Below are 18,992 nucleotides of genomic sequence, written 5' to 3'. Positions count from 1 at the left end.
AAACCTAGAAGAATGGGGCAAAACATGGTGACTACTGAATTCATTCGCCTCGGGGGACCCAAACGCTGGGCCTGGCGGATGGGTGGGTTGGCTGTGATTTTGATGAATTGCGCCATGGCCCAGTGCGTCCAGGCGGCGGAATCAGAACTGAAGCTGCTTGTAGCGTCTCAAGTCGCCCCCAAGATGTTTTTGGACGATGACGGGAAGCCAACAGGCTACGTCACTCAGGTTGCCGCTGCCATTATTCGTCGTGCGGGCTACACGCCTGTGGTTGAAGCAGTACCGTGGGCGAGGGCTTACAAGTTGGCCCAGGAAGGGGAAGGCGTATTGGCCGGCCTTTCCAAAACGATTGAGCGCGGAAAAATATTTAGCTTTACCGACGTTGTGCTTGAGGACCGCGTTCAAGTCATAACCTTGAAGAAAGCCGATCTCAAGATATCTCAATTTTCTGACCTCAAAGGTAAGCGCGTCGGCATTCAACGTGGCTCGTCTTATGGCGAGCAGTTCGAAGCGGCACTCCCGCTGTTTCACGAAGATCGAGACAATAGTGGCGATTCCCGTTTAAATAAACTTGTTGCTGAACGAATCGACGCGGCAGTACTGTCAGGTGGTAACACTGCGGTGAAATACTATTCCAAACTTGCCGGAGTTGACATGTCCCTACTCACCGTGCAAACGCCACCGTTGGTCGTTGATCTAAATTACATTGGAATTGCAAAGACTAGACCCGATCAGGCGGAAGTGATGTCAAGGCTTAATGCCGCCATCGCGGCGATGCGTGCGGATGGCGGCATCGCAAAGATCGTAGCTGCATGGGAACATTAATGTGCCGCCACCGCGGCCGGTGACACAGCCTAACCTTCTTAGATTCACGGTTAATGGGTGAATGTCGGCTGTTCGGCAATCATTTAAGTGCTTGCTCCGTCCGCCATGGGTCAAGAGTTGCCTGCCAGCTAATTTCGGCGACCGACCGGCGCACCTACCACTGGGTAACACCGCCTTCCGCAACTAACCGCACCAAGAGATGGGGCGGCTGAACCAGGAGCGCAAGCAGAAGTTGGCGGAAGCGGCGCTGAAGTTCACTAAAAAGAAGCCCGTCGCGCCTGGCAGCGAGACACCTACGAAGCAACAGGCCTCTCGCAACTGCCCCATGGCTTCTGGCAGATAAAACAAGGCAAAAGGCGGGCAATGTGGCTTAGCGCACAGAGCCCAGCGCCGGTCTGACGTACCGTCAGCAGGAAATTAATATCTTTCTTGCAAGGGTGTAACCATGAATATCGGCATTCGCGTTCCCCATTCGGCGGCTGACACGGCATGCACGGTATTGGCATATACAGCCGTCTGGTTCTTTGCGTCGCTGTCCGCGAGCGCATGCGTGACCGCACTGTTGATGCTTTTCCGGTAACCGCTCAGCGACGGCCCATTTTGGGCTTCATCGCCAGAAGCACGCCGTCCTTGCGCACCAAGTGGTGAAAGATGGCAGCAGCAGCATGGGCGCCAGCCAACCACATGTCCCTATCGACGCGGGTAACCAGACGGTTTAACATGCGTCACCCGTTGGAACAGCTACAAAAGCTGAGAATTAGAGATAGAAGCATGCAAGTTGACCTGACCACCGAGAGCTGGGCGTTCCTCTCGACCAAACCCGCTGGGCGCCGCGAAAACCGGTATGCACTGATTGCCGTACTGGTGTCGGCTCTCTTTTTCTTCTGTGCAGTACCGTTCGCCCGCACACCCTTGGCCCAGTTTCCGGCCTTCATCCCCATTTATGTGTCCTGGCTGGTGATCTGCGACCTGATCACTGCGGCCCTGTTGTTCGGGCAGTTCAGCGTGTTGCGGTCCAAGGCCTTGCTGATCATGGCCGGCGGGTACCTGTTCACGGCGAGCATTACCGCTGCCTATGCCGTGATTTTTCCCGGCCTGTTTGCGCCGCCCGGTCTGATGGGGGCTGGCCCGCAAACCACCTCGGCCATGTACATGTTCTGGCACGTGGGCTTTCCCTTGTTCATCATGGCCTACACCCGCTTCCAGGCCAAGCGTGCAACCCCCGTCCTCCCGCTGCCCAGCCCTGCGGCACGCCAAAAGACGCGTGCCGCGATTCTGCGGACTGCCGGCGGGGTGCTGGCCCTGGTGCTGGCCTATACCGTGTTTGCCGTCGGGGGACAGGCCTATCTCCCCGAGTTTCTCAACGGCAACCGGACCACCGATCTGGGCCACCTCGCCCTGTTGGGGGTCTGGGCGTTCAGCTGGCTGGCCCTGTTCATGCTGTGGCGGCGCAAGCCCCATACCGTGCTCGATGTTTGGCTGATGGTGGTGATGTGCGTATGGCTATTCGACATCGCCCTGGCCGCACTGCTCAACACGGGCCGCTACGACCTGGGCTGGTATGTGGGCCGTATTTACGGCCTGCTGGCCGCCAGCTTTTTGCTCATCGTGTTGCTCATCGAAGATGGCAAGCACTACGCCCAGCTGGTTCAGCTATCTGCGGCCCTGAGCGCTGCCAACAAGCAATTGACGCATCTGTCCCGGCACGACGGGCTGACCGAACTGGCCAACCGGCGTTTCTTCGATGAGTACCTGTCCGAACAAATCGCCGTGGCAAAACGCTACAACCGCACGCTGGCACTGATCATGTGCGATGTGGACCAATTCAAGGCCTACAACGACCATTACGGCCACCAGATTGGCGATGCCTGCCTGCGGCAAGTCGCGGCGGCTATCCAGTCGTGCTGCAAACGCCCTGCCGACAAGGCGGTGCGCTACGGCGGTGAAGAGTTTGCACTCATCCTTCCCGACACCGACCTGGCCGGCGGCGCCCGCATCGCAGAAGCCGTGCGCGAGGCGGTGAGCCACCAGCACATTCCGCACGAACGCTCCTCCATCGGGTCGCATGTAAGCACCAGCTGTGGCGTGGCCATGCTGATGCCGCAAGCGGATATGACCGCGCAGCAGCTGATCGGCGCGGCAGACGCCTGCCTGTACCAGGCGAAAAACCTGGGTCGCAACCGCGTCGTTTGCGCCTAGGCAGATAGCTGGGGCCCCTTGTCGACGGGACTGTCACGCCGCCTTTGCACGCAACTTGCATACTCAGGGCTTTGCAAGGAAAACACACATGCCCTCAATCAACTTCATCGGCGGCGAAAAAGGCGGGGTGGGTAAATCGGTGGTAGCCCGCGTGCTGGCGCAGTACTTCATCGACCAGGGTCGCGCTTTCACGGGCTTTGACACCGACCGCTCGCACAACTCGTTCACCCGTTTTTATGCCGACTACGCCGCCCCCGTGGTGGTGGACACCTACGAAGGCCTGGACCTGGTAGCCGGCGTGTTTGAGGACGAGCCCATCGAAGGCACCTACCCCAACGTGATCGTGGACCTAGCCGCGCAAACCGCGCTGCCGCTGGCACGCTGGGTGAAAGACTCGGACCTGGTCTCGCTAATGGCCAGCCTGGGCGTCACGGTCAATTTCTGGCACGTGGCTGACGCGGGCAAAGACTCGGTAGACCTGCTGGACCGGCTGGTCGCCACCTATGGCCCCGGGCCCAACTACATCGTGGTGAAGAACCTGGGCCGTGGCACAGATTTCTCGCAGCTGCAAGACTCCGCCGCCCTCAAGAAGGCCGTGGCACTGGGCGGGCATGTGGTCTCGCTGGGCCAGCTGCACGAGGCCAGCATGCGCAAGATCGACCGGCAGAACGCCAGCTTCTGGGCCGCCATCACCCACAAGGGCGGCGAAGACGGCCTGGGAATGCTGGAGCGCCAGCGTGTCAAAACCTGGCTCAAAACCACCTATGCCACACTGGACGCGCTGCCGCTGGGTTAGCATTCGGGCAAGCATTGTTTTCAGGGAGCCCGCCGATGTCGTTGCAGCCTTTTCACCTGGCCATTCCCGTGTATGACCTGGCTATCGCCCGCCAGTTTTATGGCGAGGTGTTTGGTTGTGCAGAAGGCCGCAGCAGCGCCCAGTGGGTGGACTTCAATTTCTTCGGCCACCAGTTGGTGATCCACCTGGCGCCCAAGAACGACTCGCAAACCCACGCCCACACCAACGAGGTGGACAGCCACCATGTGCCGGTGCCGCACTTTGGCGTGGTGCTGGCCTGGGACACCTGGCACGCCCTGGCCGAACGGCTGAAAAGCCGCCACACGGCCTTTGTGCTGGAGCCCGGCATCCGCTTCCAGGGCCAAGTGGGTGAACAGGCCACTATGTTTTTATTGGACCCCTGCGGCAACGCGCTGGAATTCAAGGCCTTCAAGGACATTGGCCAGTTGTTTGCTAAATAAGTCCCCTCTCTGAACAGGCGCCCCCATGGAAACTTCGATCAGCGAATTCGGCCGGGAAGTGTTTGATGCCGGTGTCACCGTGTTCAGCGTGGGGGACGCTGGTGAATCTGCCTATGTGATCGAGTCGGGCTGTGTGGAAGTGCTGGTCGGCCACCAGCCGAACCAGCAGCGCGTGGCCGTACTGGCCCAAGGCGCCATGTTTGGCGAGGTGGCCCTGCTGGACCGCCAGGCCCGTACCGCCACGGTGCGCGCACTCATTCCCACCACCCTGATTCGCATAGACCGCACCCATGTGGAAGAGCTGCTGGGCCGGGCCGATCCGGTGATCCAGTACCTGCTGCGCCTGCTGCTGGAGCGCTTTCGCAACAAAACCCAGGGCGATGCCGCTGCGTCCGCCGCGCAAATACCCGCGCTGGCTGAACCGTCACCTCCCACCGACCTGCATGCCGCAGCAGTGCGCACGCTCTCGCTGGCGCACGACCTGTCAGACGCCATAGACCGCGGCCAGCTGGATCTGTACTACCAACCCATCGTGCGGCTGGTCGATGGGTCGCTGGCGGGGTTTGAGGCCCTGGTGCGCTGGCGCCACCCGCAGCTGGGTGTAGTGCGGCCCGACGAATTCATTCCGCTGGCCGAAAAAACCGGTCTGGTGCACCGCATCGGCCAGTGGGTACTCAAACGGGCCACCACCGACTGGCCGCTGCTACGCCAGCGCTGTGCGGCGACTTCACAGGGCGCGCCGTTCATCAGTGTCAACCTGTCCGCACCCGAGCTGTGCAACCCCGGCATCGTGGAGAGCATTCGCGACTGCATTGCCAGCTCGCACATCGCGGCGTCGGAGCTGCGCATCGAGCTGACCGAGACTGTGATCATCAGCAGTGTGGAGCTAGTCTCCAGCGCTATTGCGCAGCTGCGCACCATGGGCGTGGGTATTGCGCTAGACGACTTTGGCACCGGTTACGCCGGGCTGGACTACCTGCAGACCCTGCCCTTCACCGCCATCAAGATCGACCGGGCCTTTGTGGCACAAATGCACGATTCGGAGCGCAGCTTCCAGATCATCAAATCGGCACTGGAGCTGTCGCGCTTGCTAGGCATTGCCACCGTGGCCGAGGGCATTGAAGACGCCAAGACTGGCGCCATGCTGGCCAGCATGGGCTGCAATTATGGCCAGGGCTACCACTACGCCCGGCCCCTGCCCCTGCAAGACCTGCTGGGCGCTGGCACGCCTACATAGTCGGGCGCACCTTGCGCAGACCAGTGTTCAGCGCGCGCAGGGCCTTCTCGCCCTCCGGGGTGCGCTGAAAGCACACATACAGATTCTTGACGTCCAACACCTTGGCATTGGTTTGCAACTGCAGGGCTGCACGGCCAATCTCGGGGTCGGTGCGCACCAGATGTTGGTACACGTGGCTGTCAATCACCACCAACTCCAGCCGGCCCGCCGCCAGCTTCAGGATGTTGCTGCGGTCATCAGGCACCTCTTCGGCCAGCACCTTTTTTTGGGCAATACGGGAGTCCAGCTCTTCAGTGTTCACAAAGCCACGCACCACGCCAATGTGACGGCCCTGCAGGTCGTCGTAACTGGTCCATTTCACCGGGTTGTCGACCCGCTCCAGAAACACCATGGTGCTGCGCCCTATGGGCTCGGAAAACAGGTATTGGCTAGCGCGCTCACGCGAGTAGTAGGCCGGAAAAAAGCCGATATAGCGTGAATGGGTCTCCACCAAGCGAACGGCACGCGACCAAGGGAAGAACTGGATTTCCACCGAGGTTCCGGTGACCTTCAAGGCATCGGCAATGGTGGCCGACACAAAGCCCTGGCCGGGCAGCGCGGCGCCTGTGTAGGGGGCCCACTCCAAGGTGGACATTTTGTAATCGGCGGCCAGCGCCTGCGGTGCCAGACTGCCCCACAGGCTCAGCACAAGCCCCCATGCGACCAAGGTTCGCCACATACGTGCCATATGGTCTCCAACGTTAAATACCCGGCTTTTGACACCATGGTAGCGCCCTTTTGGGGGAATCGGCTAGGCACGGGGCTTGCGTTCCCCCGGGCGGTGCCAAGCCCCTTGCGCTGGCATACTCTGGCCAGTGATTTCCTCTTCTGATTCCCGCCCTGTGGACCCTGTGTCCCACCCCAACGACGTGCTGTCCAGCGCCCGCGGTAGCACGGCTGCGGCCACGCACTACGACGAACTGCGCGGCAGCACCACGCCCAAAGCCAGCAACCCGGCCTCTGCCCCGCCTGAAAGCGCTACGAATTCAATAGCTGCTGGCGCAGAATTCACGGGGGCTTGGAGCCAATTCTTTGAAAATCTGGAAACCCAGAGTGGCACCGACATGGACGCCCGCGCCGCCAGTCTGCAACGCCAGATCCGCGACAACGGCGTGACCTACAACGTCTACGCCGATGCCGAAGGCCCACAACGCCCCTGGTCGCTGGACCTCTTCCCCCTGGTGGTGGACGCCCCCAGCTGGCAGCACATCGAAGCCGGAGTGCAACAACGCATGCGCCTGCTGGAGGCCGTGATGGCCGATGTGTACGGCCCCCAAACCTACCTCGCCCGGGGCCTGCTGCCCCCCGCTTTGGTGCATGGCCACCCGGGCTACCTGCGCCCCATGGCCGGAGTGCGCCCGGTAGGTGGGCGCCACCTGCATGTGGCCGCGTTTGACTTGGCCCATGGCCCCGACGGCAACTGGTGGGTGGTGGGCCAGCGCAGCCAGGCCCCCAGCGGTCTGGGCTACCTGCTGGAGAACCGGCTGGCCGTGTCGCGCCAGTTTCCGCAGGCCTTCCACGCGCTAAAGGTGCAACGCCTGGCCGGCACCTACCGCGCACTGATGGACAGCCTCAAGGCCCACTGCCCGGCCGGCGCCGATGCCCACATCGCCCTGCTGACACCCGGCCCCTACAACGAAACCTATTTCGAGCACGCCTACCTGGCCCGCTACCTGGGCCTGAGCCTGGTGGAAGGCAGCGACCTCATCGTGCGCGACGAACGCCTGTTCCTGCGCACGCTGCGCGGCCTGGTGCCGGTGCACGGCCTGCTCAAGCGTGTCGACGACCAGTACCTGGACCCGCTGGAGCTGCGCCCCGACTCCACGCTGGGCGTGCCTGGCCTGTTGCAGGCCATACGCGCAGGCAATGTGCTGGTGGCCAATGCACCGGGCTCAGCGTTCCTCGAATCCCCCGCGCTGCTGGGCTTTTTGCCGGCGCTGGCCCGCCACGCACTGGGCGAAGAGCTGAGCCTGCCCGCCCTGTCCACCTGGTGGTGCGGCGAGCGCAGCGCCATGGAAGACGCCCTGGCCCGCCTGCGCGAGCACACCATCAAGCCCACCTACCCGGGCTCGGCCATCCACACCAGTTTTGAGTCCGTCATCGGCCACAGCCTGGGCCAGACCGCGCTGGACGCCTGGGCCGGCCGCATCATGCGCCAGAGCGAGGACCACACGGTGCAGGCCTACATGCCGCTCTCACAAATGCCCACCTGGCACAGCGCAGGCTCTGGCCAGCGCGGCGCCATGGTGGCACGCTCGGTGTTGTTACGGGTGTTTGCCGTGTCCGACGGGCTGGACGCTGTCGGCCGACCCCACTGGCGCGTATTGCCCGGAGGCCTGGCCCGCGTGGCCGGTACCACGGCTGACATTGCCAGCATGCAGCGCGGCGGCAGCAGTGCCGATGTCTGGGCCCTGACCAATGGCGAGGTAGACACCACCACCCTGCTGCCCACGGCGCTGACCCCCGCCGTGCTGGCCCAACGCAAGCGCCTGGTGACCAGTCGCGCGGCCGAAAACCTGTACTGGCTGGGCCGCTACACCGAACGTTCCGAGAACACCCTGCGCCTGGCCCGCCTGACGCTGGAATGCCTGGGTGGCGAGAACCAGACCTCGGCGCCCTTGCTGCAATGGCTGTCGCAACAGGCGGTGGCCAACACCCTGGTGCTGCCCGGCACGCCGTCGGCTGTGCAGGCGCGCCGCGTGTTCGAGCGCACGCTGATCGCCAGCCTGGCCTCGGCCGAAGGCGCCACCAGCGTGGGGTTCAATGTGCGCGCCCTGAAGATGGCCGCCGCCACGGTGCGCGAGCGACTCTCGCAAGAACACTGGCATACCATCGTGCGCACCGAGGAAGAGCTGTTTTCCCAATGCGCGCGCCTGGCCGCCCAGGGCGACTACTCGCCCGCACAGGCCCTGCGCGTGCTGGGCGAAGTGAGCGACCAGCTGGCCGCCATCACGGGCGCGCAGACCGACCGCATGACGCGTGACGACGGCTGGCGCCTGCTCAGCATTGGCCGCCATGTGGAACGGCTGCACTTTCTGGCCAGCGCACTGGCGCGCAGTTTTGAGACCGGCGCAGTGGACACCGACGGCGGCTTTGAGGCCCTGCTCACGCTGTTTGACAGCACCATCACCTTCCACGCCCAGTACCAGCAAAGCCGCGACATTGCCGCGTTGACCGACCTGCTGGTGCTGGACCGCGACAACCCCCGATCGCTGGCCTGGGTGGCCCACACGCTGCGCGGGCGCCTGGCCAAGCTGGCCCAGAGTCCGGCCGGTGAGCTCAGCACCATGTCGCTGCAGGTGCCCAACCCCGACACCTGGGACCTGGCCTACCTATGCGAGACGCCCGAGGGCGAGCCCAGCGCACCGGCACTGCGCGAGCTGCTGGAAGATTTGAGTGACTGTGCTTTTGACGTGTCCGAAGACATCAGCACCACCTACTTCACCCACTCGGGCCAAACCAAACACAGCGTGGGCACCTGATGCTGCTGCAAGTCACCCACAACACCCGCTACGACTACCAGCCGGCCGTCGAAACGGCGCAGCACGTGGCCTACCTGCAACCGCTGCGCCACGCCAGCCAGAATCTGCTGAGCCACAGCCTGACCATCAGCCCGCTGCCCGCGCAGCAGCGCAGCACGGTGGACGTGTATGGCAACGCACGCGTGTTTTTCTCCCTGCAGGTGCCGCACACCGTGCTGGAGGTGAAGGCCCAAAGCCTGGTGACCACGGCCACCCACGACCAGCCCGAAAGCGAGCAGCCCTGGGAGCAGCTGCGCGACCGGCTGCGCTACCAGGCCCACACACCGTTTGAGGCGGCCTCTGAATTCGTCTTCGCCTCGCCCTTTGTGCCGCGCCGCCAGGAGTTTTCCGGCTACGCAAGGCCCAGCTTTGTCTCAGGCGCCAGTGTGCTGGCGGTGGCGGTGGACCTGATGGAACGCATCCACGCCGACTTCATTTACGAAAGCGAGAGCACCCAGATCAACACCCCCGCGCTGCAGGCGCTGGAACAGCGCAAGGGCGTGTGCCAGGACTTTGCCCACATCATGCTGGCCTGCCTGCGCAGCATGGGCCTGCCTGCGCGCTACGTGAGCGGCTACCTGCTGACCCAGCCCGCACCGGGCGAAGTGAAGCTGGTGGGCAGTGATGCCTCGCACGCCTGGGTGAGCGTTTATGTGGGCGACCTGCCTGAAGGCCAGCGCTGGGTGGACCTGGACCCCACCAACAACCGCTGGGGCTGGAATGCGCCGGGCGTGGACTACGTGACCGTGGCCACCGGGCGGGACTTTGGCGATGTGTCGCCGCTGCGCGGCGTGATCCACGGCGGCGCCAGCCACACGCTCACTGTGGGTGTGACGGTGGAAGAAATACGCAGCGACAATAGCCGCTCGGAGCCCGCGGCCATGGCTGCGCAGACACCAAGCCAGGGGCAAAGCCAGTCCCAGGGTGGTGGTCAGAACCAAAGCCAGGGCGCTATTAATTAAGTAGCTGCTTGCACAATGCCCACGGGGGCTAGAAGCACTTTTTATACCTAACGACAGGAAACACCATGAGCATTTACGACAAACTCACCGCCCTGAATATCACCCTGCCACCCGTGGCTGTGCCCGCTGCGGCCTATGTGCCTTTTGTGCAAACCGGCAACCTGGTGTTTATCAGCGGCCACATCGCCAAAAAAGACGGCAAGCCCTGGGTGGGCCAACTGGGCAAGAACACCACGACCGAAGAAGGCAAGGCCGCCGCGCGCGCCATCGCCATCGACCTGATGGGCACGCTGCACGCCGCCGTGGGCGACCTGAACCGCGTCAAGCGCATCGTCAAGGTCATGTCCCTGGTCAACTCCACGGGTGATTTCACCGAGCAGCACCTGGTGACCAACGGCTGCAGCGAGCTGCTGGGCGAAGTGTTTGGCCCGCAGGTGGGTGCGCATGCGCGCAGCGCCTTTGGCGTGGCGCAGATCCCCATGGGCGCGTGTGTGGAAATCGAGCTGATCGCCGAAGTGGCGTAACAGCCCGCCAACCCGCGAATTAGTTCAACAGTAGCGCCGAGCCGTGGGTAGTGCCCAGGCTGGGTGCCACCTTGAACACGGCCACCGCCTGGGCCAGTTGGGCGGCTTGGTCGCGCAGGCTTTCGGCCGCGGCAGCACTCTCCTCCACCAGCGCAGCGTTCTGCTGCGTCATCTGGTCCAGATTCCCAATCGACTGGTTCACCTCGGCAATGCCCGCGCTCTGCTCGCTGGAGGCCGCGGTGATTTCGCCAATCACATCCACCACGCGGCGCACGCTTTGCACAATTTCCTGCATGGTGGCACCCGCATCGGTCACCAGCTTGGTGCCGGATTCAACCTTCTCAACCGATGTACCAATCAGGCCCTTAATCTCTTTGGCGGCTTCCGCACTGCGGCCCGCTAATGAGCGCACCTCCGAGGCGACCACCGCAAAACCGCGGCCTTGCTCACCGGCCCGCGCGGCTTCCACAGCGGCATTCAGCGCCAGGATGTTGGTCTGAAAGGCGATTCCGTCAATCACGCTGATGATGTCGGCGATCTTCTTGCTGCTAGCGTCAATCTGCTGCATGGTGCTGACCACCTGCGACACCACCTCCCCCCCGCGCTGGGCTACGTTGGAGGCATTGGCAGCCAGCGTGGCGGCCTGGTGGGCGTTGTCTGAGCTCATTCGCACGGCGTGGGTCAGGCTGTCCATACTCGATGCGGTAGACGCCAGGTTGCTCGAGGTTTGCTCGGTGCGCTGGGCCAGGTCGTTGTTGCCAGAGGCAATCTCGGTGCTGGCGGTGGCAATGCTGTCGGTGCTGTGGCGGACCTGCGAGACCATCAGTCCCAGCGAGCGGTTCATGGCGGCCAGCGAACGCATCAGATCACCAAACTCGTCAGCCCGGGTTTCGTCCACATGACCGCTGAGGTCGCCCTCGGCAATACGGGCGGCCAGGTCGTTGGCCTGCAGCAGGGGCTTCTTGATCGAGCGGATCAGGAACCCGGCGCCCACCAATATGCCGCTGATCAGAACTACCAGCCCCAGGCTGGACATCGCGATGAGCTTGCGCCCTTCGGACTCAAAATTGTCGCGCAGGGCATCGTTGGCACGGTCCTGCATGGCCACAAAGTCCTGGTGCGCCTTTTGCAGCGCCAGCACCGCTGGGCGGTATTGGGTCTCCACAAAGGCGCCCATTTCGGCGGGCTTGGTCACCTTCAGCAGCGCGGTCTGGTTGGTCAGGTCGGCCAGTTGCTTGCGCAGCTCCACAATCTTGGCGAGTTGGGCCTTGTCGGCCTCGGTCGGGTCGGCCGCCTCAATAGCCTTCTGCAGCTCGTCAATTTTGGTATTGCCTTGGGCGATTTCCTCGCGGAAGGCTTTCGCCACACCGGGGTCCACCGACACCACCACGGCATAGGCTCGCGTGGCGTTCACGTCCACCAGCGCCGCCCATTGGTTGGCCGCCTTGATCTGGGCGACCATGGCGGCATTCACCATGCCATAGGCTTCGCGGGATTTGCGGGACTGCAGGGCGGTGAACGCGATGATGGCGGCCAACAGCAGCACCATCACCCCCATGGCCGACCACAGCTTGGTGGCCAAACGCAGTCGGTCAAAACGCATTCCAATCTCCTTTAATTATTCTGTAATTAAATCACGGCAACCGTGACCACAGACAGGAGAAACAACGGGATTTACCCTGACGCCACCTAGGTCAGGTGCCACAGGGCTTGGTCTTGGACGCGGGCCAAGGCTGTCGCTTCGACCCGCGCCGGAGCAATGTCGGCCAGCGGGCGCAGCACAAAGGCCCGCTCCTGCATGCGCGGGTGCGGCACGGTGAGCGCAGGGCTACTGATGGAGGCGCTGCCGTACAGCAGCAGGTCCAGGTCCAGCGTACGGGGGGCGTTGCGGTAGGGGCGCTCGCGCCCGGCCTGCAACTCCAACTGCTGCAGTGCATGCAGCAACTCGGGAGCCGTCAGGGTGGTGGACACCTCTGCCACCGCGTTCACATAGTTGGGGCCGCTGGAATCTATGGGTGCGCTGCCGTAGAGCCGGGAGTGCTGGGTCAGCATGAGCTGGGGCACGGCCGCCAGGGCGCGCAGCGCCAGTTGCAAGGCCAGCACCGGGTCCCCAAGGTTGGCCCCCAGGCCGATGTAAGCCAGCACCGGAGCGCGCATGGCCGTCGCCTGTTTACTCGGCGCCGCCAGAACCTTCGCCCGCACCCTTGGCTGCGCCAGAGCGGCGACGGCGACGGCGTTTGCGGGGGGCATCGCTGGTGTCAGCCGCAAATTCAGCCTCGGGGGCGTCATCCCGCTCAGCGGCGGGTTTGGCGATCGTCGCGGTGGCGTCTTTGGCCGGTGCACGGTGCACTTTGGGCGCTTGCTTGCGCTGCTGTTGCTCGGTGCGTACCTGGTCCACCATGTCCTGGCGCAGGTCGTCGTCGGCCATGCTGAACTCTTGCCACCAGTCGGCCAGCAGCTCGTCAATCTCACCCGCATCGGCGCGCAGGCGCATGAAGTCAAACGCAGCGCGGAAGCGCGGCTGTTCCACCATGCCAAAGGGCGTGCTGCCCACGCGCTTCTCGAAACGGGGCTGCATGAGCCAGATCTCGCGCATGTCACCAGCCAGCTTGCCGCGGCCCGACACATCACCAATGCGGGCGTTGAACACATCCTCAATGGCGTCCTGCAGCGCAGGGTGGCTGTGCTGGCCGGTGCGGATGCGCTGGGCCCAGCCGTCGCGCACGTCGGCCCAGAGCACGCAGGCCAGCAGGAAGCTGGGCGCCACAGGCTTGCCCTCGCCCACGCGGCGGTCAGTGTCCTTCAAGGCGGCAGCCACAAAGGGCTGCTCGGCACGCTCCACCACCACATCCAGCAGCGGGTAAATGCCACGGGCCATGCCCAAAGCCTTTAGCTGCTCTACCGAGGCCAGCGCGTGGCCGGTTTGCAGCAGCTTGAGCATCTCGTCGAACAGGCGGCTTTGCGGCACGTCGTTCAGCAGGCTTTGGCTCTTGATCAGCGGGCCGGAGGTTTTGGCCTCCAGCTTGAAGCCCAGCGGGCTCAATTTGGCGGCAAAGCGCACGGCGCGGATGATGCGCACCGGGTCTTCGCGGTAGCGCGTGGCGGCGTCGCCAATCATGCGCAACGTGCGACTTTTCGCGTCTTTCAGGCCATTGTGGTAGTCGACCACGATCTGTGTCTCGGGGTCGTAGTACATGGCGTTGATGGTGAAGTCGCGGCGCACTGCGTCTTCTTCTTGCGGCCCCCAGACGTTGTCGCGCAGCACGCGGCCGGTGCTGTCCACGGCGTGCTTCATGCCGGCCAACTCGCTCTTGCTGGTGCGCTCGTTGCCTGCCACTTGCTCGGCGGCGGCGTTGTCCAGGTAGGCGCGGAAGGTGGAGACTTCGATCACTTCGTGCTCGCGCCCGCGGCCATAGACCACGTGCACGATGCGAAAGCGCCGGCCAATGATGAAGGCGCGACGAAACAGGCCCTTGACCTGCTCGGGCGTGGCGTTGGTGGCCACATCAAAGTCCTTGGGGCGCAGGCCGACCAGCAGGTCGCGCACCGCGCCACCCACCACATAGGCTTCAAAACCGGCTTGCTGCAGGGTGCGCACGACGTTGATGGCGCGTTCGTCCACCAGATGGGGGTCGATACCGTGGACAGTGGCGGGGACTTCCACGCGTTTGCCGAACTGGGGCTTTTTACTGGCAGCAGACGGGCTCTTGCCCAGCAATTTGTCGATGAATTTCTTGATCAAGAGAAGGTTCCAAGCGGTCGGAGCCGCGGGTCAGGGAAAGAGGTCAAGTATGCGCCATCCGCGCTCTTGGGCCAGGGCGCGCAGCCGCGCGTCGGGGTTGGTGGCCACCGCCACATTGGCTTTGTCCATCAAGGGTACGTCGTTGATGGAGTCGGAATAAAAGGTGGTGTGCACGGCATCCCAGCCCAGACCCCGGTCGCTGAGCCACTGGTCCACGCGCGCCACCTTGCCTTCGCGGAAGGACGGCACGCCGGCAATCTCGCCGGTGTACCAGCCAGTGCCGCCAGGGGCATCGTCCTTCACCAGATCCACCGCAATCAGGTCTTCCACACCAAACGCCGTCGCAATGGGGCGGGTCACAAAGGCGTTGGTGGCGGTCACGATGATTACCGTGTCGCCCGCCGCCTGGTGGTCCTGCACCAGCTTCAGGGCCTGGGGTTGGATGGCCTTTTGGATCACAGCCCTCATGAAATCTGCGTGAGCCGCTATCGATTTTGCAGCGCCCTGCTTCACCAAGGCCGCTGTGGCAAAGCGGCAGTAGGCATGGATATCCAGCGTACCGGCCTTGTAGTGCTCGTAGAACGCGTGGTTTTGCTGCTGGAAGCTGGCAGCGTCCGTCCACCCCAGTGCGGTCGTGAATTCGCCCCAGGCGAAGTCCGAATCCAGCGGGATCAGGGTGTGGTCCAAATCAAAAAGGGCAATGTTTTTCAGGGTCATTGGTTGTCCAGCATGGCTTTGATCATGGGAATGGTGATGGCGCGCTGGGTTTGCAGCGCGTAGCCGTCCATCAGTTCCAGCAGTTCCATCAGGCTGCCCAGGTCGCGGCTGAAGCGATTGAGCATGAAGTCCATCACCTCATCGCTCAAAAACACGCCGCGCGCGTCCGCCGCCTGGCGCAGCACCGAGCGGCGCTCGGGTTCGCTCAGTAATTGCAGGCCAAAGATGTGGCCCCAACCCAGGCGGGTGCGCAGGTCGTCGCGCAGCTTCAGTTCCACCGGGGCCAACTCACCCGCTGCCAGCACCGGGCGCTGGTGGGTCTGGGCGTTCACAAACCAGTTGAAGGCCATGTGCTGCTGTTCGGCGGTGTACAGATGCACATCGTCCATCAGCACCGCGGCCCAGCCCTCGTCAAATTCGACGGGCTCCAGCACCGTGGCGTCCATCCAGCCCACGCGGGCGCCCTGCTCGCGCAGCGCCTCGCGCGCAGCCTTGAGCAAATGGCTTTTGCCACTGCCCTCGGGGCCCCAGAAATAGGTGGGAACGGGCGAGCGGTTGTGCGCACTGCCCTTGGCGCCAATCCACAGTTCCAGGTGCTTGAGCGCGGCCTCATTAGGGCCAGCGAAGAAATTCGTGACCGTCGGTCCGGCGGACAAGCCAATATCCAACGCAATCTGTTGCATTACCAAGGCTTTATCCCAGATACAGGCGGCTGGCCAGGTAGCCCGTGCGCATGCGCCGCACAGCCACCAACAGCACGGCGCTGGCCGGCAGTGCAATCAGCACGCCCACAAAGCCAAACAACTGCCCAAACGCCAACAGCGCAAAAATGACAGCCAGCGGGTGCAGCCCAATGCGCTCGCCCACCAGGCGTGGGGTCAGATACAGACTCTCCACCAGTTGGCCCACACCGTAGACCACGGCCACCATGACCAAGGGGTAGACCAGCCCGCCGCTGGAGAACTCCAGCAACCCGGCAAATGTGGCCAGCACCAGCCCCACGCCAAAGCCGAGGTAGGGGACGGAAATCGCCAGCCCCGTGAAGATGCCAATCGGCAAGGCCAGGTCCAACCCAAACAGGGCCAGGCCCACGCTGTAGGCCACGGCCAGAATCACCATCACCAGCAATTGGCCACGCAGGTACTGGCCCAGGACCGCATCCGCCTCGGCCAGGAAACCGTCCACCCCGGCACGCATGCGTGGGGGCACCAGATCGCGCACCTGATTCACAAAGCGGTCCCAATCCATCAGCAGATAAAACAGCGCCACGGGAATCAAGATGGCATTGCCGATGATGGCAAAGGCCACGCTACCACCCAGTTTGAGGGAGGCTAATACCGACCCCAGTGCGTCCTCCACATTGGCATTGAGGTACTTCATGACAAAGCCCTTGATGCTGGCCACGTCCAGCGAGACACGGATGCCCCACTGCGCCAGCCAGGGCTTGACGGTGGTGTTCACGCTGTCCAGCAGCACGGGGAATTGCTCGCGCATCAGCGGCAGTTCTTTGGCGAAGATCGGCACGATGAGCAGCAACACACTGAACAAAACCACCACAAACAGCAGTTCCACCACCACCACGGCGGCCAGCCGCGGGACGCGGCCTCGCCCGACATCGTCCAGCCAATCCACCAACGGGGTCAACGCATAGGCCAACACCGCCGCCACCACAAAGGGCGCCAGCACCGGGGCCAGCAACCACAGTGCGAGCACCGCCAGGCCCGCAATCAGGGACCAGGCGACGAATCTTTTTTGGGCGGGGGTGAATTGCATGGAGTGAGGTGAACCCTTAAAACGCAGTTTCAGCGAACACTGACGATTCCCGGAAGGGGTTGTCCAGTCGAAGCTAAAATCTGGGCAAATTCTATCGGGGTCTGCCTCTGTTCTGCCCCAAAGCCACTTCCCATGACCCAATCTGCCTCCCCTACCCCCCTTTCCTACAAAGACGCCGGTGTCGATATCGTTGCCGGCGACGCGCTGGTTGAGCGCATCAAGCCCCTGGCCAAGAAGACCATGCGCGAGGGTGTGTTGGCCGGAATCGGCGGTTTTGGCGCCCTGTTTGAGGTGCCCAAGCGCTACAAGGAACCTGTGCTGGTGAGCGGCACCGACGGTGTGGGCACCAAGCTCAAACTGGCCTTTGAATGGAATATGCACGACACCGTGGGCATCGACCTGGTGGCCATGAGCGTGAACGACGTGCTTGTGCAAGGTGCAGAACCCCTGTTCTTTCTGGACTACTTTGCCTGCGGCAAGCTGGACATTGACACTGCCGCGGCCGTCGTAGGCGGCATTGCCAAGGGCTGCGAGCTGTCGGGCTGCGCGCTGATCGGTGGCGAAACCGCAGAAATGCCCGGCATGTACCCCGCCGGCGAATACGACCTGGCCGGCTTTGCCGTCGGCGCGGTCGAAAAATCGAAAATTTTGACGGGCGCCGATGTGAAGCCCGGCGACGTGGTGTTGGGCCTGGCCTCCAGCGGTGTGCACTCCAACGGCTTCAGCCTGGTGCGCAAGTGCATCGAACGCTCCGAAGCAGCTGGCACGGTGCCCGCCAGCCTGGACGGCAAGCCCTTCAAGCAAGCGCTGATGGAACCCACCCGCCTATACGTCCTGAACGTGCTCGCGGCGTTGGCTGCCCACCCCATCAAGGCCCTGGCCCATATCACTGGCGGTGGCCTGCTGGAGAACATTCCCCGCGTGCTGCCCGAAGGCACGGCCGCCCACCTGAAAAAGGGCAGCTGGCCGCAAACCGAGCTGTTTGCCTGGCTGCAGGCCACGGCCGGCATTGATGACATCGAGATGAACCGCACCTTCAACAACGGCATTGGCATGGTCGTGGTGGTGGACGCGGCGAACGCCGAAGCCACGGCCGCCACCCTGCGCGCCAGCGGCGAAGCGGTGTACACGATTGGCGTGATCGCGCCCCAAGGCAGCGGCGCACAAGTCGTCGTCGCCTGACCGTTTGCCCGGGGCCTGTTGCCCCGGCGCCACCCCGTGCTAGTAAATTTATAGCTGTCCGCGCAAGCTACATCTGGACTTTTGGCACTTTTTGCCCCAAACTTTGTGCTTCGTTGGTTACCACACGGAGCAGCATGCCGGTCATTGCAGTCGTCAACCGCAAGGGCGGAAGTGGAAAAAGCACCCTGTCTACGCACTTGGCCGCCTGGTTGGCGCACCAGGGCGTGGCGGTCATGCTCGGTGATGTAGACCGCCAGCAAAGCACCCGGGCCTGGCTCAAACGCCGCTCACCCTCCCTGCCCGCCATCGCGCCCTGGGCCTTGGACCAAAAAAATGTCTTGAAGGTGCCCCCGGGCGTCACCCATGTGGTGCTGGACACACCCGGCGGCATGCACGGCTTTGAGCTCGCACGCATCGTCATGTCGGCCGATGCCATCGTCATGCCCGTGTGCAACTCCATGTTTGACCGTGAATCAGCTGCTGCCTGTTTGGCCGAGCTGGCCACCCTGCCCCGTGTCGCCTCAGGCCGCTGCGCCCTGGGCGTGGTGGGCATGCGGCTGGACGCCCGCACCAAAGGTGCCGAGACGCTGCGCACCTGGGCAGAGGCACAGTCGGTACCGTTTTTGGGGGTGTTGCGGGAAACCCAGGGCTATGTGCGCAGCCTGGAAAACGGTCAGACGCTGTTCGACCTGCCCGCCTCCGGCCAAGCAACCGATCTGGCCCAGTGGGCACCGATTCTGGAATGGCTGCAACCCGTGATGCGCTTGCAGCCACCAGCCCCCGCGCCGGAGCTGGCCCAAACCCCAAAACCCGCGGCCAACAAGAACATCCAGGCATCCCGCGCCGCCAGCCTGATGCCTGCGCAGGAAGCGCTGGTGCATGGCAACCGCCTGTCGGTGTTCACGTCATCGCAGAAAACAGCGGGGCGCGATGATGGTTTGGAATTGGTCAGCCCGCTGCCGCAGTACGCCAGCGCGGTGCCGCAGTTTTTGCGCCGCCACTAGTCTGGCGCGC

The 18,992-nt window shown here is 63.3% G+C and carries 18 protein-coding genes; 10 read left to right on the top strand and 8 right to left on the bottom strand.

Annotated elements, in window-relative coordinates:
• Nucleotides 1-24 precede the first annotated feature (24 nt).
• On the top strand, nt 25-825 hold the full coding sequence (locus tag J2X15_RS00230; RefSeq protein WP_310338218.1) for a substrate-binding periplasmic protein: 801 nt from the start codon (nt 25-27) through the stop codon (nt 823-825).
• Nucleotides 826-1,409: 584 nt separating this feature from the next.
• On the opposite strand, the gene J2X15_RS00225 is transcribed toward J2X15_RS00230, so the two are convergent.
• A complete protein-coding gene (locus tag J2X15_RS00225; protein WP_310338215.1) occupies nt 1,410-1,547 on the bottom strand; it encodes a hypothetical protein in 138 nt (45 codons plus the stop codon).
• 49 nt (nt 1,548-1,596) lie between these two features.
• On the opposite strand from J2X15_RS00225, the gene J2X15_RS00220 reads away from it, so the two are divergent.
• The 4 genes from J2X15_RS00220 to J2X15_RS00205 all read left to right on the top strand — a co-directional run bounded on the left by J2X15_RS00220 (nt 1,597) and on the right by J2X15_RS00205 (nt 5,518).
• A complete protein-coding gene (locus J2X15_RS00220) occupies nt 1,597-3,024 on the top strand; it encodes a sensor domain-containing diguanylate cyclase (protein ID WP_310338212.1) in 1,428 nt (475 codons plus the stop codon).
• A gap of 88 nt (nt 3,025-3,112) precedes the next feature.
• Nucleotides 3,113-3,820 (top strand): P-loop NTPase family protein, encoded by a 708-nt coding sequence (locus J2X15_RS00215; protein WP_310338209.1) that lies wholly within the window; start codon nt 3,113-3,115, stop codon nt 3,818-3,820.
• 35 nt (nt 3,821-3,855) lie between these two features.
• Nucleotides 3,856-4,281 carry a VOC family protein gene (locus tag J2X15_RS00210; protein ID WP_310338206.1) on the top strand — a complete coding sequence of 142 codons (426 nt, stop codon included), beginning with the start codon at nt 3,856-3,858 and terminating at the stop codon, nt 4,279-4,281.
• 25 nt (nt 4,282-4,306) lie between these two features.
• The gene (locus J2X15_RS00205; RefSeq protein ID WP_310338205.1) at nt 4,307-5,518 is read left to right on the top strand and encodes an EAL domain-containing protein; all 1,212 of its coding nucleotides are present in this window, start codon (nt 4,307-4,309) and stop codon (nt 5,516-5,518) included.
• On the opposite strand, the gene J2X15_RS00200 is transcribed toward J2X15_RS00205, so the two are convergent.
• Nucleotides 5,511-6,245 (bottom strand): substrate-binding periplasmic protein, encoded by a 735-nt coding sequence (locus J2X15_RS00200; RefSeq protein ID WP_310338202.1) that lies wholly within the window; start codon nt 6,243-6,245, stop codon nt 5,511-5,513. The genes J2X15_RS00205 and J2X15_RS00200 overlap by 8 nt on opposite strands.
• 154 nt (nt 6,246-6,399) lie before the next feature.
• Between J2X15_RS00200 and J2X15_RS00195 the strand changes: the two genes are divergently transcribed.
• From J2X15_RS00195 to J2X15_RS00185, 3 genes are all read left to right on the top strand, one after another.
• Nucleotides 6,400-9,039: a circularly permuted type 2 ATP-grasp protein gene (locus J2X15_RS00195; protein WP_409034227.1), complete on the top strand. Its 2,640-nt coding sequence runs from the start codon at nt 6,400-6,402 to the stop codon at nt 9,037-9,039.
• Nucleotides 9,039-10,040, top strand: coding sequence for a transglutaminase family protein (locus tag J2X15_RS00190; RefSeq protein WP_310338200.1), 1,002 nt, complete (start codon nt 9,039-9,041; stop codon nt 10,038-10,040). Before J2X15_RS00195 ends, J2X15_RS00190 begins: the two co-directional genes overlap by 1 nt.
• A gap of 65 nt (nt 10,041-10,105) precedes the next feature.
• Nucleotides 10,106-10,564 (top strand): RidA family protein, encoded by a 459-nt coding sequence (locus J2X15_RS00185; protein ID WP_310338198.1) that lies wholly within the window; start codon nt 10,106-10,108, stop codon nt 10,562-10,564.
• Nucleotides 10,565-10,583: 19 nt separating this feature from the next.
• On the opposite strand, the gene J2X15_RS00180 is transcribed toward J2X15_RS00185, so the two are convergent.
• From J2X15_RS00180 to J2X15_RS00155, 6 genes are all read right to left on the bottom strand, one after another.
• Nucleotides 10,584-12,167, bottom strand: a complete 1,584-nt coding sequence (locus tag J2X15_RS00180; RefSeq protein WP_310338196.1) for a methyl-accepting chemotaxis protein — start codon at nt 12,165-12,167, stop codon at nt 10,584-10,586.
• Nucleotides 12,168-12,253: 86 nt separating this feature from the next.
• A complete protein-coding gene (gene folK / locus J2X15_RS00175; protein ID WP_310338194.1) occupies nt 12,254-12,721 on the bottom strand; it encodes a 2-amino-4-hydroxy-6-hydroxymethyldihydropteridine diphosphokinase in 468 nt (155 codons plus the stop codon).
• Between the two features lie 13 nt (nt 12,722-12,734).
• Nucleotides 12,735-14,306 carry a polynucleotide adenylyltransferase PcnB gene (gene pcnB, locus J2X15_RS00170; protein WP_310338192.1) on the bottom strand — a complete coding sequence of 524 codons (1,572 nt, stop codon included), beginning with the start codon at nt 14,304-14,306 and terminating at the stop codon, nt 12,735-12,737.
• 30 nt (nt 14,307-14,336) lie between these two features.
• Nucleotides 14,337-15,023, bottom strand: a complete 687-nt coding sequence (locus J2X15_RS00165; protein WP_310338190.1) for an HAD family hydrolase — start codon at nt 15,021-15,023, stop codon at nt 14,337-14,339.
• Entirely contained in the window at nt 15,020-15,706 is a 687-nt protein-coding gene (gene hda, locus J2X15_RS00160; RefSeq protein WP_310338187.1) for a DnaA regulatory inactivator Hda, read from the bottom strand. The genes J2X15_RS00165 and hda overlap by 4 nt, the downstream gene beginning before the upstream one ends.
• A gap of 10 nt (nt 15,707-15,716) precedes the next feature.
• Complete coding sequence (locus tag J2X15_RS00155; RefSeq protein WP_310338184.1) at nt 15,717-16,796, bottom strand: AI-2E family transporter; 1,080 nt, start codon at nt 16,794-16,796, stop codon at nt 15,717-15,719.
• Between the two features lie 132 nt (nt 16,797-16,928).
• On the opposite strand from J2X15_RS00155, the gene purM reads away from it, so the two are divergent.
• Nucleotides 16,929-17,978 carry a phosphoribosylformylglycinamidine cyclo-ligase gene (purM, locus tag J2X15_RS00150; RefSeq protein ID WP_310338182.1) on the top strand — a complete coding sequence of 350 codons (1,050 nt, stop codon included), beginning with the start codon at nt 16,929-16,931 and terminating at the stop codon, nt 17,976-17,978.
• A 134-nt stretch (nt 17,979-18,112) separates the two neighbouring features.
• On the top strand, nt 18,113-18,982 hold the full coding sequence (locus J2X15_RS00145; protein WP_310338179.1) for a ParA family protein: 870 nt from the start codon (nt 18,113-18,115) through the stop codon (nt 18,980-18,982).
• Nucleotides 18,983-18,992 lie beyond the last annotated feature (10 nt).

The sequence above is a fragment of the Rhodoferax saidenbachensis genome, from assembly GCF_031457975.1.
In the GTDB taxonomy this organism is placed as follows: Bacteria; Pseudomonadota; Gammaproteobacteria; order Burkholderiales; family Burkholderiaceae_C; genus Allorhodoferax; species Allorhodoferax saidenbachensis_A.
This window is presented reverse-complemented; position numbering and strand designations above follow the sequence as displayed.